Here is a 15,268-nt window from a genome sequence, read left to right as displayed (position 1 = left end):
CGGTTTTTCAGGGCATTTGAGCGAAATCAACGCGCCATTCCGCGGGCTAGCGCAGCGCATGCGCCCCGCTGGGCGAATCGGTCAGCCGCCCTCGCCGGGCGCTTCGGAGAAATACTTCTCCAGCTTGCCTTGTTCCCCGTCACGTTCTTCGGCGTCGGGCAGCTGGTCCTTCTTGGTGATGATGACCGGCCAGGCCTCGGAATACTTGCGATTGAACTCGACCCATTTCTCCATGTCCGGTTCGGTGTCGGGACGGATCGCGTCGGCGGGACATTCGGGTTCGCACACGCCGCAATCGATGCATTCGTCCGGGTGGATCACAAGCATGTTCTCCCCCTCGTAGAAACAATCCACCGGGCAGACCTCGACGCAATCGGTGTATTTGCAAGCGATGCAATTGTCGGTGACGACATAGGTCATGGGCGCGTTCCTTCGTGTGCTGCTCCTGCATTAAAACCCTCGGACGCATCATTCAAGCGGGGGGCGCCGGGATTCCTCGTAGTCGCGACGATGTTTCTTGGTCGGCCTCGGCCCCTTGCGCACCGGGGGCGGCTCGCAGGGGTCCGGCACCGGGGTCAGATCGGTGTAGAGCGCCTGTGCCTCGGGGGCCGGGCCGCGCCGCATGCCCGCCGCTTCGACGCGGATCACGCGAATCTGCCGCCCCTGCGCGAAGGTCAGCACATCCCCCGCCCCGACCGAGGCCGCGGGCTTCGTCACACGCGCCGAGTTGACCCGCACATGGCCCCCGCTGACCTGTTTCGCCGCGAGGCTGCGGGTCTTGAAGAACCGCGCGAACCACAGCCACTTGTCGAGCCGCTGGCGCGCGGGCTGCGGATCGCCGGTCGCGGTCAGGACTTGTCCTTGAGCCCCATGAGGGCTGCGGCAAAGGGGTTGTCCGGGTCGATCTTGTCCTTGCGCTCGGGCCGGGACTGGTAGGTCTTGGGCCCGGTCTCGCGCGCGGGGCGCCCGCCGGGCTTGCCCTTGCCCCTCGGCTTGCCACCGGGCTTGCCGCCGGTCTTGGCATTGGGCCGCCCGCCGCTCTCGGCACCCTGGCGGCGCCCTCGGGCCTCGCCGCGGCGCGGTCGGGGGGACCAACGGAAGGTGTAGAACACCTCCACCTCCGGCTCGGCCTTCTCGGCAACCACGTCGCTGACGGCCTCGGCAGCGCCGGGCTCTGAAGGCTCCGCCGTCGCGTCGGGTATTTCCGCGGGCGGCGTCTCGGGGGTCTCGGTCGGGGCCTCGACAGGGTCTTCCGTCGGGGCCTCGGGCGGTGCTTCTGCCGGGGCCTCCTGCGGAACTTCGACGGGCATTTCCCTTGGCGCTTCCGGCGGGGTTTCCGAGGGGGTCTCGTTGGGCGTCTCTGACGGCACGTCGGACGGCTCACCCTCCGGCGTCTCCGCCACCTCTGCCGGCGCAGCCGCGACCGGCGCGGGCTTCACCTTGGGCCGCTCGCCCTTCTCGGCGGCATAGCCCAGCCCCTGCATCAGGTCGGCGAACTGTTCCAACGTCATACCCGTGATCGAGAGCATGTCCGGCGTTGCCTCGAACCCGCCACGGGTATCGACGCTGCGCAGCATGTCGGCCAGACGCTCCAGCATGTCGATGCGGATCGCCCGCGCCCCGGCGGCCCGATACCCGGATTCGGTGTAGATCTCCTGCGCGACCCCCTCGACCGTCGGAATCGTCACGAGGCCCGGCGGCGGGCTTTCGGGGAACACGTCGCGCTCCTTGGCCAGCGACGACAGGACCAGCCGCAACCGGGTCGGCGCGGGCTTCAGCAACAGGGGCAGGAAGATCGTGAACTGCCCGAACCGCACCCCGTGCTTGCGCAGGAGCGCGCGGGCATCCTGGTCCAGCGATTTGACGTCATTGGCCACGGTCCCGCGCGGCAGCACGCCCAGCGCCTCGACCAACTGGAAGGCGAATCCGCGCACTAGCCCGGTCAGCGCCTCGTCCCGGCTCATGGCCATGAGCGGCTCGAACAGGGCGGCGATCTTGCGGTCGATGAAATGCTGCAAGCGGCGCTCGACCTTCTGGGCGACCTCGGGCCCGGCCTCGTCATCGACGAAGGCCTGCACCATGGGCTTGAGCGGGTCGGCGCCCTTGACGAGCTTGCCCACCGCATGCTCGCCCCACATCAGACCACCCTGCTCGGTATAGTCGATCTCGGTCTCCGGCGCGTTGTAGAAGCGGTCGGCGCGCAGATGAAACTCCGGCGCGAGCGCGGCCACAGCGGCGGCGCGCACGGTCTTGGCCTCCTCCGGCGTCGCAGTCTTGTCCTGGCGGAAGCGGAACCCCTCGAGACGGCCGATCAGCTCGCCCTCAACGGTTACTTCACCCTTGTCGTTTACGTCAGCCACCAGGCTCTCCTTCTGCTTCAACCGCCGCAGGAGCACAGATGTGCGGCGGTCGACAAATCTCTGGGTCAGTGCCGTGTGCAGGGCATCTGACAAGCGGTCTTCTACAGCGCGGGTTTCGCCGCGCCAATGGCTATCCTGTTCGACCCACCCCTTGCGTTGGGCGACATAGGTCCACGTGCGAATATACGCCAAGCGTTTCGACAATGTGTCAATGTCGCCATCTGTCCGGTCGATACGGGCGACTTGTCGCGCAAACCACGGCTCGGGCACGCGGCCCTCGTCATGCAGGAAGCCGAAAATCCGCGTCAGCATGCCCGCGTGTTCGCCCGCCGAGATGCCGCGGAAGTCGGGGATTCGGCAAACATCCCACAAAAGCCGCAGATCGCGCGCATCCGACAGGCGCGCGGCGACCTCGGCCTCTGCCGCCAGGGTCTTGAGCGCGGCCAGATCGTCCGATTCCCGGGATCGGGCGAGCCACTCGTCCTCTGGCGCGGCCTCCAGCGAGGCGATGAGCCGCCCGGGCCCGGTGAAGTCGAGCCGGGCGCTGCGCCATTGCAGCTTGCGAATCGGGGTAAACCGCGAGGCCTCGATGGCCGCGACCACCTCCGGCGTGATTTCGGGCGCCTCGCCGGTCACCCCGAAGGTGCCGGGCGTCATGTAGCGCCCCGCGCGCCCGGCGATCTGGGCCAGCTCGTTGGGCGCCAGCGCCCGCATCCGGCGACCGTCGAATTTCGACAGGCTGGAGAAGGCGACATGGGCCACGTCCAGGTTCAGCCCCATCCCGATGGCGTCCGTCGCCACCAGGTAATCCACATCGCCGTTCTGATAAAGGTCCACCTGGGCGTTGCGGGTGCGCGGGCTGAGCGCGCCCATCACCACGGCACAACCGCCCTTCTGCCGCCGGATCAGCTCCGCCATGGCATAGACATTGTCGACCGAGAACCCGACGATGGCCGAGCGCGGCTTCATCCGGCTGATCTTCTTGGCCCCGGTATAGGTCAGCTCGGAAAACCGCTCCCGGCGCAGGAACTGCGCCTTGGGCACCAGCGCGGAAATCGCCCCGCGCATGGTCTCGGCCCCCAGAAACAGCGTCTCCTGCAGACCGCGTGCCCTGAGCAGGCGGTCGGTGAACACATGGCCCCGCTCGGGATCGGCACAAAGCTGGATCTCGTCCACCGCGAGGAAATCGGCGCCAATCTCCTGCGGCATCGCCTCGACCGTGCAGACCCAGTATTGCACCCGGTCCGGCACGATCCGTTCCTCGCCGGTCACCAGGGCCACCACGGACGGGCCGCGCAGGGCGACGATCTTGTCATAGACCTCCCGCGCGAGCAGCCGCAGGGGCAACCCGATCACGCCCGTCCGGTAGCCCAGCATCCGATCTATGGCGTAATGGGTCTTGCCGGTATTGGTCGGACCGAGGACCGCGGTGATCCGCGCGTCGTGTCGCATGGTGATGAGGTCCCCAGTGGCCCGGTCGTCATGTGGCGCGGTCTGGTCAGAGGCTCTGGCCGCCCAGCTCCCGCTCCAGACTTTCTATCGCCTCGCTTATATCGGGGCGCTTGGGATGTATAGCTTTGGCCGCCTGAAACGCGGCAAGCGCGGCTTCCGGCTCACCCATCTCGCTCAGGATGCGGCCCACGCCCGACAGGGCGCCGAAATGCTGCGGGTTGAGGGTAAGGGCCCGGGCCAGATCGCTCAGCGCCGGTCCGTAGAGATCGGCGAGGAAATAGGCCGTCGCCCGCGCATACCAGCCCTCGGCGAAATCGGGCGCATGATCGGTCAGCGCGGTCAGATGCTCGATGGCCGCATCGTAATTCTGGGCCTCCATCGCATCGCGCCCCCGGTCCAGCAGCAGGTCCGCCGCCGGAGAGCCGGATTGCGACCAGGCGTCGTAGATGCGCCGCTCCACCGCCTCCCAGTTCTGCAGGTCCGGCGCCTGGAGCCGCTCCATCAGCGTCTCGACATCGGCCGATTGGGCCTGCACCGCACCGCCCGCCAGTGCGACGCAGAGAAAACCTGCCGCGAAGGCAGCGTTGAGGCGTTGAACAATCCCGGTCATCATGGCTCTTATGGTAACGCAGCCGCCGGAAAAAGCGAGAGCCCGGCAGTCACAACTTGGAGCGACAGGGAAATCCATGAGCGAAGTGATCGAGAAGGCCGTCGAGGCCCTGCAGCAACGTCTACCTGACGGGTTCGATGGCACGGTGAAATTCGTCATCGAAGACGAAGGCGCCGTGATGGTGGACGAAAACGGCGTGCGCGCCGGCGACGAGGACGCCGAATGCATCCTGACCGCCAGTTCGGACACTTTCCAGGGGATCATGTCCGGCGACGTCAATCCCACGGCGGCTTTCATGACCGGCAAGCTGAAGCTGGACGGTGACATGGGGATGGCGATGAAACTCGGCAGCGCGCTGAGCTGATCGCTTGACGGACCCTGCCCCCTATCGCGCGGACCTCGCACGGGCCCCGCAGGACGCGCGCGCCGTCTGGGTGCGCGCCGATGACGGCGTGCGCTTGCGGGTGGCGCTCCATGCCACGGGCGACAAGGGCACGGTCCTGATCTTCCCCGGTCGCACCGAGTGGGTCGAGAAATACGGGCGGGTCGCCGGGGATCTGGCGTCCGCGGGCTACAGCGCGCTGGTTATCGACTGGCGCGGACAGGGTCTGTCGGACCGCCTGCTGGATGATCCGCTCAAGGGCCATGTGGCCGATTTTCCGGACTACCAGATGGATGTGCAGGCCGCGCTGGATTGCGCCCGGGATGCAGGGTTGCCGGAGCCCTATTTCCTGATCGCGCATTCCATGGGCGGCGCCATCGGCCTGCGTGCGGTGATGCAGGACCTGCCGGTGCGCGGCGCGGTGTTCTCCGGGCCGCTCTGGGGGGTGAAATTCCCGCTCTGGGCGCGGCCCGTGGCGGGGCTTCTGGGCACGCTGTCTTCGTGGTTCGGGCTCGGCGAGGGATACGCGCCCAGCACCAGCCCGGAGCCCTATATCCTGACCGCCCCCTTTCACGACAACCTGCTGACCACCGACCGGGCCGAGTATCAGGACATGGCCGACCAGATGCGGGCCGAGCCGGGCTTTGCCCTGGCCGGGCCGACGATGATCTGGGTGCACGAGGCCAATTGCGAATGCAAATGGCTCGCGACGCAGCCCTCCCCCGCCCTGCCCTGCCTGACCTTGCTGGGCACGAACGAGCGGATCGTGGATGTGGGCGTGATCCACGAGCGCATGGCGCGCTGGCCCGGCGGCGAGCTGGTCTTGGTCGAGGGCGGCGAACACGAGGTGCTGATGGAATCACCCGACAAGCGCGACCCGCTGATCGCGCGGATGATCGCGTTCTTCGACGCGCATCGCGGCACCGCGTAGACTGGCAAAGGAGGGGGGTGGTACCACCGCCCCGGCTCGAACGGGGGACCTCCTGATCCACAATCAGGCGCTCTAACCAACTGAGCTACGGCGGCACGCTGCGAGGGTTTAGCCCCGAGATTTCCCGAATGCAAGAGGCGGAACCGGCCCGCGCCGTGCTTTTTCGACCCTCAGAGCGTCATCTCCCAGTGCTGTTCTACCACATCCCGCCCGAAGTTTCGAGTTGGCTTGGTCCCGGTGATCTCGAACCCGGCGGCGGCGTAGAGGCGCCCGGCCGCTGCATGGCTTTCATGGGTCCAGAGCGCGGCGCGCCGGTACCCGACCGCGCGGGCGAAGCCGAGCCAGTCGGCCAGCATCCGCCGCCCCAGCCCGGTGCCGCGCAGGGACGGCTCCAGCCAGAACAGGCGCAGCTGTGCCATGTTCGGCGCGGGCCCCTGGACGCAGAACACCGAGCCCAAGGGCAGACCGTCGCGCACCGGGATGAACGCGCGCTCCCGCGCCGGGTCGCGGGTCTTGAGGTACTCCACGAGGACTTCCGCCACGAGCCGCTCGAAACTCGCATCGAAACCCGCCTCGATCCGGTAAAGCTCTGCGTGACGCTGGATCAGCCAGCCGAGATTCCCCGGCGCCATGTCCCGGATCGTGATCGCGGAGGCCGCGAGCCCAGGATCGCCCAGCGCCGTCCGTACCCGCGCGATGGCCCGGTCGAGCGCGGGGCGCTCGGCATCGCTCAGGCCCGCAAGGCTGTCGCGGACCTGGCGCCGCGCCACCTCTTCATGGGCCGCACGGCGGGCCGCCCCGGTCTCGGTCAACTCCAGCAGGGCGACGCGCCCATCGTCCGGGCTCGCCGTCCGGCGCAGCCAGCCCTGCGCGGCGAACCGTTTCAACACCCGGCTGACATGGCCCTCGTCGAGCGCGAGGTGCCGGGCAAGCTGCCGCGCGGTCCAGGTCGCCAGCCCCAACTCATGCAGGATCCGCATCTCGGTCAGGCTCATGTCGCCGTCCGAAGCCGTGCGCCTAAGCACGCCCGACGCCCGCGTCACGATGCGATTGAGCGCCCGCATGTTCTCGACCGTTTCCGGCGGCAGGGCCGCTGCGGCGGTGCCGGGGGACGGATCATGCGGCATGTTGGCCTCCCATTTACTTGCATGTTGCAAGCTATTTCCATGCTTGTGTCAAGCGATCTGCATCTTGCCCCCTCGCCCGTGGCGGAGTACCTGCGGGCCGCGCAACCTCAGGAGCTTCCCATGGGCATCGACAAGCAAAGCGACATTGCCGCCAATCTTCAGATCGGCCCGACCTCGCTCGGGATGGTGCGGATCTATGTGGAGGCCGAAGGCGTCGACCTGCCCCTGGATTTCGACCCCGACGAGGCCCTGGAGATCGCCGAGGAACTCAGGGCCGCCGCCGAGCGCGCGCGCCGGGTCAAGCCCTGAGCCGGGGCCTGCGGCCCCCCGCCGCCCGACTGCGCCCTTGACGCGCCCGCCCCCGGGCGGCATGTGAGCGGCACACATATTCCCGCAACCGGGCGTTCCGTGGGCGCCAAACCGACGAGGCAGCCGATATGGCCCAGATCTCTCTCACCTTTCCCGATGGCAATGCACGCGATTTCGACGCAGGGGTCACACCGGCGGAGGTCGCCGCCAGCATCTCCACCTCCCTTGGCAAGAAGGCCATCTCCGCCACCGTGAACGGCGCGCATCACGACCTGCAATGGCCCATCGACGCCGATGCCAGCATCGCGATCCACACGCTCAAGGACGACGCCCAGGCGCTGGAGCTGATCCGCCACGACTGCGCCCATATCATGGCCCGCGCCGTGCAGGAGATCTGGCCCGATGTGAAAGTCACCATCGGCCCGGTGATCGAGAACGGCTTCTATTACGATTTCGACCGGGCGGAGCCCTTCACCCCCGAGGATCTCGGCGCAATCGAGGCCAAGATGAAAGAGATCATCAACGCCCGCGATCCCGTCCGCACAGAGGTCTGGGACCGTCCCCGCGCCATCGCCCATTACGAGGCGAATGGCGAGCCCTACAAGGTCGAGTTGATCGAGGCGATCCCGGGCAACGAGCCGCTGCGCATGTACTGGCATGGCGATTGGCAGGATCTCTGCCGCGGCCCGCACCTGCAACATACCGGGCAAGTGCCCGCGGACAGCTTCAAGCTGATGTCCGTCGCGGGGGCCTATTGGCGCGGGGACAGCTCCCGTCCGATGCTGCAACGGATCTACGGCGTGGCGTTCCAGAACCGCGACGCCCTGAAAAAACACCTCCACATGCTGGAGGAAGCCGCCAAGCGCGATCACCGCAAGCTCGGCCGCGAGATGAACCTGTTTCACATGCAGGAAGAGGCCCCCGGGCAGGTCTTCTGGCACCCTAACGGCTGGACCGTCTACACCACGTTGCAGGACTACATGCGCCGCCGTCAGCGCGAGAATGGCTATGTGGAGGTCAACACCCCGCAGGTCGTCGACCGCAAGCTGTGGGAGGCCTCCGGCCACTGGGACAAGTACCAGGAAAACATGTTCATCGTCGAAGTGGACGAAGAACATGCCCGCGAAAAGGCGATCAATGCCCTGAAACCGATGAACTGCCCCTGCCATGTGCAGGTCTACAACCAGGGCCTGAAATCCTACCGCGACCTGCCCCTGCGCATGGCCGAATTCGGCGCCTGCAACCGCTATGAGCCCTCGGGCGCGCTGCACGGGCTCATGCGGGTGCGCGGCTTCACCCAGGACGACGCCCATATCTTCTGCACCGAGGACCAGATCCAGGACGAGACCGCCCGCTTCATCCGGATGCTGAGCACGATCTATCGCGACCTGGGTTTCGAGAGCTTCGACATCAAGTTCTCCACCCGCCCCGAGGTCCGCGCAGGCTCCGACGCGGTCTGGGACAAGGCCGAGGCCGCGCTGGAGGCCGCGATCCGCACGGTGACGGACGATTTCGAACTCGATCCGGGCGAAGGCGCGTTCTACGGGCCGAAGCTCGACTTCAAGCTCACCGACGCCATCGGCCGCGAATGGCAGCTGGGCACCTTCCAGGCCGATTTCGTGCTGCCGGAACGGCTCGATGCCACCTATATCGGCGAGGACGGCGCGAAACACCGCCCCGTCATGCTGCACCGCGCGATCCTGGGCTCCTTCGAGCGGTTCCTCGGCATCCTGATCGAGAACTTCGCAGGCAAGCTGCCCTTCTGGCTCGCCCCGCGCCAGGTGGTCGTCGCCTCGATCATCTCCGAGGCCGATGATTACGTGCGCGAGGTGGTGGCGGCCCTCACCCGGGCGGGCATCCGCGCCGAGGCCGACATCCGCAACGAGAAGATCAACTACAAGGTGCGCGAGCACAGCGTCGGCAAGGTGCCCGTGATCCTCGCCGTGGGCCGCCGCGAGATGGAGGAACGCACCGTCACCCTGCGGCGGCTGGGCGAAAAGCAGACCTCGGTCGTGGGCCTCGATGCGCTGGTGGCGGATCTTGCCGCCGAAGCGACCCCGCCGGACCAGCGCCCGGATCAACCCGCCGTCTGAACCGCGCGCAGGGCCGAGTCGATATCGTGCACGACCTGCACGGGCGTTCCGGGCTGGAGCGTCCCGTGCAGGTCCGCCGCCCCGGCCCCGCCCAGCAGGATCGGGACATTGAAAGGCAGTTTCTGGATCTGACCGATCAGCAGTCTTAGCGGCTGAACCGGGTCGAACTTGCTGGCCGTGAGCCCGACCGCGTCGGGTCGCAACCGCCGGATACGGTCGACGATCTCCTTGGGCAGCATCTCGAGCTGCAGGTCCACCTGCCAGCCTGCCTGCCGGAACGCCTCCGCGGCGAGGATGATCCCGAACGTGTGGGTCTGCCGCGGCAGCGTGGCGAAGACCGCGTGGGACTCGTCCGCCTTCCGGATCAGCGGCACGTACCGCCGCCCGACCCGCTGGTGCAGCCTGTGCAACTCCGTCACGGCGATCGCTACGTCCGCAAAGGACAACCTGTCCTCCTCCCACCGGGTTCCGAGACGACGCGCACAGGCGGCGAAAATCCCGTCGGCGAGATCCGCATAGCCCTGGCGCTGCCCGATCCGGCTCCGCACCATCGCCTCGGAGGCCTCGATGTCGCGCGCCACGAGCAGGGTACACAGGCTTTCGATGAAATCTTCGGAGGCGGGCACCTCCGGTCGGGCCACGCGGGTGGCGACGTTCTCAAGCGCGAGCTTGACCACCGTCATCAGCGTGTCTTCCGAAGGGGACGCCCCGATGCCTGTCTCTGTCTCGGTCTCGGTTTTGCGGGGCTCGGCGTCGTCCGATGCAGGCATGTCCCGGCCCTTTCATGCAGTTCCTCAGACAGATGGTCTGGGCCTCCCAACTGTCAAGAAAATCTGACAGGATGATCCCCGACGGACGAGACATTCCGCCTCCATGCGCGAGAAACCCGCCCGGTCCGGTCTCCCGAGGGCCCGCGGCCCCGCGAAGCGCCACGCCGCCACGGCGTTCGGCCTCACCCGGACAAGACGGACCGCGGGGCAGAGCCGCGCCCAGGCGGGAACGCGCCAGCAGGCTCACACCGCCCCGTCACACCACGCCGGATCGCGGTTCACAGCCTTTCGAGGGCCGCGACGATCGCATCACCACAGGCCACCGTTCCCGCCTGTCCACCGAGATCGGCGGTCCGACGCACCGGGTCCGCGAGCACCTCTTCGAGGGCCGCGACGATCGCGGCGGCGGCCTCGCCCTGCCCGAGATGATCCAGCATCATCGCCCCCGCCCAGACCTGGCCCACCGGATTGGCGATGCCCTTGCCCGCGATATCCGGGGCAGAGCCGTGGACCGGTTCGAACAGCGACGGGAAATCGCGCTCCGGGTTGATGTTGCCGGAGGGCGCGATGCCGATGGTCCCCGTGCAGGCCGGGCCGAGGTCCGACAGGATGTCTCCGAACAGGTTCGAGGCGACGACCACGTCGAACCAGTCGGGGTGCAACACGAAGTGCGCGGTCAGGATATCGATATGATACTTGTCGACCGCGACCTCCGGATATCCCTTCGCCATCTCGACCACCCGCTCGTCCCAATAGGGCATGGTGATGGAAATGCCGTTCGACTTGGTGGCCGAGGTCAGGTGCTTCTTCGGCCGGCTCTGCGCCAGTTCGAAGGCAAAGCGCAGGACGCGGTCCACACCGACACGGGTCATCACCGTTTCCTGCATCACGGTTTCCCGCTCTGTGCCCTCGAAGATGCGCCCACCGATGGACGAGTATTCTCCTTCGGTATTTTCGCGCACCACCCAGAAGTCGATCTCACCCGGCGCGCGACCCGCGAGAGGCGAGGTCACCCCGGGCATGAGCCGCACGGGGCGCAGGTTGACATACTGGTCGAACTCCCGCCGGAACTTCAGCAGGGATCCCCAGAGCGACACATGATCCGGCACCATGTCGGGCCAACCCACAGCCCCGAAATAGAGCGCATCGCTGTCGCCGATCCGGGATTTCCAGTCATCGGGCATCATCTGGCCATGGGCCTGGTAATAGGCCGCGGACGCGAAATCATGGGTCTCGAACTCGAGCCCGATATCGAACTTGCGCGCCGCCGCCGTCAGAACCTTCAGCCCCTCGGGCACGACCTCGGTCCCGATCCCGTCGCCGGGAATGACTGCGATGCGGTAGGCGTTGCGGCTCATGCGGGGTGATCCTCCGGTTGCGGGCCATGGCGCGCGGCGGCGCGTGTCGATGCGCGGCGGATCGCCCTGAGACAGAGCGCAGTATCCGCGACGCCTTGCCCGACGATGGCATGGGCACGGGGGAATGGCCACGGCCCATGATAAGGGCCCTGACGCGGTCCTTGTGTGGGAGACCAAAATCCCACGCGTCCACCGAGGGGTACAGGGCGCAGCGCTCACATGTCCTCACGACCCGCCCCATGGTGCGCCACGGGACGGCAGCGCCCCTTTTGTCTTTGTTTCAGCCGCAGCGCAGCAATCCCGCGGGCCTCCTCACGAAAAGCCCCAACCCGCTCGCGCGCCCAAACATCCCCGTGAACAGACCACGCGAAACCGGGGGCATTTTTGAAACAATGTTTCTCCGCAACACGGCTCCGTGACACACGCGCCGGTGAGTAGGGCGTGAGCGCCCCCTTGGCCTACGGTCAGGGCATCGCAAGACGCGAGCCCCGCATCCCCGGACACAGACCGGAGCGGGGGATGGACAACCCAAAACGAAAGAGAAATCCATGTCGAAATCCATTACCGCCGTCGCTCTCGCCGGGGCCGTTGCCGCCGCTCTGACCGGTCACGCCACCACCGCCGAGGCCCAGGCACAAGAGAAATGCTTCGGCGTGTCCCTGGCGGGCGAGAACGACTGCGCTGCCGGCCCCGGCACCACCTGCGCGGGCAGTTCCACCGTGGACTACCAAGGCAACGCCTGGACCCTCGTGCCCGCTGGCACCTGCGAGACCATGGAAGTGCCCGGCGACCGCATGGGCTCCCTCGAAGCCCTCGACCGCGACCTGCCGGCCTGAGCGCGCCGCACCACGCGCCCGGTCTCCGCGGGGACCGGATGCGTGCAGCCGGGGTGCCGGACGGGGGTCGATCCCCCGACCGGCACCCATGCCTTTCTTCCCTGCCCGAGACCTGAAAGACGCGCCATGTTCGACCACTCTCCCGACCGCCCCCTGCCCGCCGCCCCCGGCGTCGGCTACAAGGCGCAGCACTTTCAGGACATCCTCGACGCCCCCGCCCCCGTCGCCTGGCTGGAGATCCACGCCGAGAACTACATGGGCGCCGGCGGACGCCCCATCGCCCAGCTCAAGGCCTTGGCCGACCGCTTCCCGATCTCGGTCCATGGCGTCGGGCTGTCCATCGGCGGCGAGGGCCCGCTCAACGCCGACCACCTCGCCCGGCTCAAGCACCTGGTGAAATGGCTCAACCCCGCCAGCTTCTCCGAACATCTCGCCTGGTCCACCCATGACAGCCACTTCCTCAACGACCTGCTGCCCCTGCCCTACACGCAGGCCACCCTCGCCCGGGTCTGCGCCCATATCGACCAGGTCCAGACGACACTGGGCCGCCGGATGCTGCTGGAAAACCCCTCCACCTACGTGGCCTTCACCGACAGCGAGATGTCCGAGATCGACTTTCTGACCGAGATTACCCGGCGCACGGGCTGCGGCCTGCTGCTCGACGTCAACAACGTCTTCGTCTCCGCCACGAACCAGAACTGGGACCCCCGCGCCTATATCGACGCCTTCCCGCTCGCCGCCGTGGGCGAGATCCATCTCGGCGGCCATGAAGAGGACGCCGACGAGTACGGCGCGCCCCTGCTGATCGACAGCCACGGGGCAGAGGTCGTGGACCCGGTCTGGGCGCTCTACGCCCACACCCTGGCGCGTTCCGGGCCCCGCCCGACCCTGATCGAATGGGACACAGATGTGCCGGACTGGCCGGTGCTCGCCGCCGAGGCCCGCCGGGCCGCCGACCTCTTGGCCCCGCTGGCATCCCCGGTCGCACCATGAGCCAGACCGCCTTCACCGACGCCCTGCTGCGCCCCGACGCTCCGGTCCCCACGGGCATCACCGACCCGCAGGGCCGCATCTCGACCAAACGCTTCAATATCTACCGCAACAACGTCGCGGCCTCTCTCACCGAGGCGCTGGAAACCGGCTTCCCGGTGATCCGCAAACTCGTCGGCGACGCGTTCTTCAAGGCCATGGCGGGCGTGTTTCTGCGCGCACACCCGCCGCGCTCCCCGGTGATCAGCGGCTATGGCACCGCCCTGCCCGCGTTTCTCGAAACCTTCCCGCCAGTGGCCCACCTGCCCTATCTCGCCGATGTCGCGCGGCTGGAGCTTGCCCTGCGCATCAGCTACCACGCCGCCGACCACCGGACCCTGCCGCCCGCGCGCTTCGCCGCGCTGCCGCCCGACACCCTGGTGCAGACGCGCTTTGCCCTCGCCCCGTCCCTGATCCTGCTGCGCAGCCCCCTTGCGGCTTTCGACATTTGGCGTGCCAACACCGCGGCCGACGCGCCGCCCCCGGGCCCGGGTCCACAGGATATCGCGGTCACGCGCCCGGGCTTCGATCCCGCGCCGCAAACCCTCGCCCCCGGCGCCTTCACCTTCCTCAAGACCCTGCAAGCAGGCGAGCCGTTCGGCACGGCCCTGACCGCCGCCACCGCCGAGGCCCCCGCTTTCGATCTGACCACAACCCTGTCGCTCGCCTTTTCCGAGCAACTCTTCTCGGAGGAGACCCCATGCTGACGCTCTACGCCCGTGTCACCGATGTTCTCGACGACATCGCCCACTGGCTGACCCCGACCGCCGCGCGCCTGCTCTTCGCGGCCGTGCTCTTCGTCTATTACTGGAATTCCGGCCTGACCAAGCTCGGCGACGGAGTCTTCGGCTTCCTCTTCCCCTCCACCGGCGCCTATATCCAGATCTTCCCCAAAACCGTCGAGGCACTCGGCTACGACACCTCGCAACTGGGCGTCTTCCACTGGGCCGTCGCCGTGGCGGGCACCTGGGCCGAATTCATCCTGCCCGTCCTGATCGTGCTCGGCCTCTTCACCCGTCTGGCCGCGCTCGGCATGATCGGCTTCGTGGTGGTGCAAAGCTGGGTCGACGTGACCGGTCACGGGCTCGGGCCGAAAGATATCGGCGCGTTTTTCGACGGCGACCCCTCGTCGCTGATCCTGGATCAACGGGCGTTCTGGGTCTTCGTGCTGGGCTACCTCGTGCTGCGCGGCGCCGGACCGGTCTCGGTCGACGCGCTCTTGCGTCAGAGCAGCCGCGCCTTCACATCCGCCCCCCAGCCGAGGTGAAGCGTGCCGTCCGGGGTCTCGATCACCGGGCGTTTCATCAAGGTTGGATGCGCCGCCAGCAACGCCTCGGGCGCCTGCGCCCGCGCCGCCTCGTCCAGCCCCCGCCAGGTGGTCGAGCGGGTGTTGACCAGCGCGTCACCGAAGGCCGCCAGGAACCTGTCGATCTCCGCCGCCGTCAGGCGCTCGGCGCGGATATCGCGCAGTTCCGCGCCCAGCGCACCCACGGCTTTCCGGCACGTGTCGCATGTCTTGATCCCGTAAACCCGCATCCAGTCCTCCCCGGTTCCTCGCAGAAATGAACACCGCCGGACCGCGCGGCTCAAGCCCAAATTTTCTTTGACTTATGAAACGGGCGACCCACGTGTAATTTTGTAAATGACCTTGGTTTCAAGGCGCATTTGCACCCTGCCCGGGGCGCGGACCCGGATACGAAAACCAGCAAAACGATGCCTTCGGCATCTGAGGACTACCGAGAAGGGAGACGCGGACATGCCGACTGGCACCGTGAAGTGGTTCAATACAACCAAGGGTTACGGGTTCATCGCACCCGACGAAGGCGGCAAGGATGTGTTCGTGCATATCTCGGCCGTGGAACGGGCCGGCCTGACGGGCCTGGCCGACAATACCAAGATCGAATATGAGCTCAGGGAAGGCCGAGACGGCAGGTCCTCCGCGACCGAATTGAAGGTCGTGGGCTGACACGACCCTCCCCCTCCAGCCCCGCATGCACCAAGACCCGAAGCG

Annotated in this window: 17 protein-coding genes and 1 tRNA gene; 9 read left to right on the top strand and 9 right to left on the bottom strand. The window is 67.4% G+C overall.

Features of this window, described 5'->3' with window-relative positions:
- Positions 1 to 81 precede the first annotated feature (81 nt).
- Genes fdxA through DSHI_RS04000 form a run of 4 tightly spaced genes read right to left on the bottom strand, consistent with a single transcriptional unit; the run spans position 82 to position 4,422 of the window.
- Positions 82 to 420, bottom strand: coding sequence for a ferredoxin FdxA (gene fdxA, locus DSHI_RS04015; RefSeq protein ID WP_012177462.1), 339 nt, complete (start codon positions 418 to 420; stop codon positions 82 to 84).
- Between the two features lie 48 nt (positions 421 to 468).
- Complete coding sequence (locus tag DSHI_RS04010) at positions 469 to 852, bottom strand: RNA-binding S4 domain-containing protein (RefSeq protein WP_044028342.1); 384 nt, start codon at positions 850 to 852, stop codon at positions 469 to 471.
- Positions 849 to 3,812: a helicase-related protein gene (locus DSHI_RS04005; RefSeq protein WP_012177460.1), complete on the bottom strand. Its 2,964-nt coding sequence runs from the start codon at positions 3,810 to 3,812 to the stop codon at positions 849 to 851. Before DSHI_RS04005 ends, DSHI_RS04010 begins: the two co-directional genes overlap by 4 nt.
- A gap of 46 nt (positions 3,813 to 3,858) precedes the next feature.
- Positions 3,859 to 4,422, bottom strand: coding sequence for a tetratricopeptide repeat protein (locus DSHI_RS04000; RefSeq protein WP_245533045.1), 564 nt, complete (start codon positions 4,420 to 4,422; stop codon positions 3,859 to 3,861).
- A 76-nt stretch (positions 4,423 to 4,498) separates the two neighbouring features.
- On the opposite strand from DSHI_RS04000, the gene DSHI_RS03995 reads away from it, so the two are divergent.
- Together DSHI_RS03995 and DSHI_RS03990 are read left to right on the top strand one after the other, a co-directional pair.
- Positions 4,499 to 4,786, top strand: a complete 288-nt coding sequence (locus tag DSHI_RS03995) for an SCP2 sterol-binding domain-containing protein (RefSeq protein ID WP_012177458.1) — start codon at positions 4,499 to 4,501, stop codon at positions 4,784 to 4,786.
- Positions 4,787 to 4,790: 4 nt separating this feature from the next.
- Positions 4,791 to 5,735, top strand: coding sequence for an alpha/beta fold hydrolase (locus DSHI_RS03990; protein ID WP_012177457.1), 945 nt, complete (start codon positions 4,791 to 4,793; stop codon positions 5,733 to 5,735).
- 18 nt (positions 5,736 to 5,753) lie between these two features.
- Here the strand turns inward: DSHI_RS03990 and DSHI_RS03985 are convergent.
- Positions 5,754 to 5,830 (bottom strand) — tRNA-His (locus DSHI_RS03985).
- 75 nt (positions 5,831 to 5,905) lie between these two features.
- Complete coding sequence (locus DSHI_RS03980) at positions 5,906 to 6,862, bottom strand: GNAT family N-acetyltransferase (protein ID WP_012177456.1); 957 nt, start codon at positions 6,860 to 6,862, stop codon at positions 5,906 to 5,908.
- A gap of 120 nt (positions 6,863 to 6,982) precedes the next feature.
- On the opposite strand from DSHI_RS03980, the gene DSHI_RS03975 reads away from it, so the two are divergent.
- Entirely contained in the window at positions 6,983 to 7,171 is a 189-nt protein-coding gene (locus DSHI_RS03975; RefSeq protein WP_012177455.1) for a DUF6324 family protein, read from the top strand.
- 128 nt (positions 7,172 to 7,299) lie between these two features.
- A complete protein-coding gene (gene thrS / locus DSHI_RS03970) occupies positions 7,300 to 9,264 on the top strand; it encodes a threonine--tRNA ligase (protein ID WP_012177454.1) in 1,965 nt (654 codons plus the stop codon).
- Here thrS and DSHI_RS03965 read toward each other — a convergent pair.
- Positions 9,249 to 10,034, bottom strand: coding sequence for a cobalamin B12-binding domain-containing protein (locus tag DSHI_RS03965; protein WP_012177453.1), 786 nt, complete (start codon positions 10,032 to 10,034; stop codon positions 9,249 to 9,251). The genes thrS and DSHI_RS03965 overlap by 16 nt on opposite strands.
- Before the next feature lie 278 nt (positions 10,035 to 10,312).
- Positions 10,313 to 11,392, bottom strand: coding sequence for a tartrate dehydrogenase (locus DSHI_RS03960; protein WP_012177452.1), 1,080 nt, complete (start codon positions 11,390 to 11,392; stop codon positions 10,313 to 10,315).
- Between the two features lie 548 nt (positions 11,393 to 11,940).
- Between DSHI_RS03960 and DSHI_RS03955 the strand changes: the two genes are divergently transcribed.
- The 4 genes from DSHI_RS03955 to DSHI_RS03940 all read left to right on the top strand — a co-directional run bounded on the left by DSHI_RS03955 (position 11,941) and on the right by DSHI_RS03940 (position 14,524).
- On the top strand, positions 11,941 to 12,228 hold the full coding sequence (locus tag DSHI_RS03955; protein ID WP_012177451.1) for a BufA1 family periplasmic bufferin-type metallophore: 288 nt from the start codon (positions 11,941 to 11,943) through the stop codon (positions 12,226 to 12,228).
- A gap of 126 nt (positions 12,229 to 12,354) precedes the next feature.
- Entirely contained in the window at positions 12,355 to 13,221 is an 867-nt protein-coding gene (gene bufB, locus DSHI_RS03950) for an MNIO family bufferin maturase (protein ID WP_044027626.1), read from the top strand.
- Positions 13,218 to 13,964 (top strand): HvfC/BufC N-terminal domain-containing protein, encoded by a 747-nt coding sequence (locus DSHI_RS03945; protein WP_012177449.1) that lies wholly within the window; start codon positions 13,218 to 13,220, stop codon positions 13,962 to 13,964. Before bufB ends, DSHI_RS03945 begins: the two co-directional genes overlap by 4 nt.
- Complete coding sequence (locus DSHI_RS03940) at positions 13,958 to 14,524, top strand: DoxX family protein (RefSeq protein ID WP_012177448.1); 567 nt, start codon at positions 13,958 to 13,960, stop codon at positions 14,522 to 14,524. The genes DSHI_RS03945 and DSHI_RS03940 overlap by 7 nt, the downstream gene beginning before the upstream one ends.
- Here DSHI_RS03940 and DSHI_RS03935 read toward each other — a convergent pair.
- Positions 14,482 to 14,793 carry an ArsC/Spx/MgsR family protein gene (locus tag DSHI_RS03935; RefSeq protein ID WP_012177447.1) on the bottom strand — a complete coding sequence of 104 codons (312 nt, stop codon included), beginning with the start codon at positions 14,791 to 14,793 and terminating at the stop codon, positions 14,482 to 14,484. The genes DSHI_RS03940 and DSHI_RS03935 overlap by 43 nt on opposite strands.
- Before the next feature lie 220 nt (positions 14,794 to 15,013).
- On the opposite strand from DSHI_RS03935, the gene DSHI_RS03930 reads away from it, so the two are divergent.
- Positions 15,014 to 15,223: a cold-shock protein gene (locus tag DSHI_RS03930; RefSeq protein WP_012177446.1), complete on the top strand. Its 210-nt coding sequence runs from the start codon at positions 15,014 to 15,016 to the stop codon at positions 15,221 to 15,223.
- Positions 15,224 to 15,268: the final 45 nt, after the last annotated feature.

Origin of the sequence: Dinoroseobacter shibae DFL 12 = DSM 16493, from assembly GCF_000018145.1 — a bacterium.
Taxonomy (GTDB): Bacteria; Pseudomonadota; Alphaproteobacteria; order Rhodobacterales; family Rhodobacteraceae; genus Dinoroseobacter; species Dinoroseobacter shibae.
This window is presented reverse-complemented; position numbering and strand designations above follow the sequence as displayed.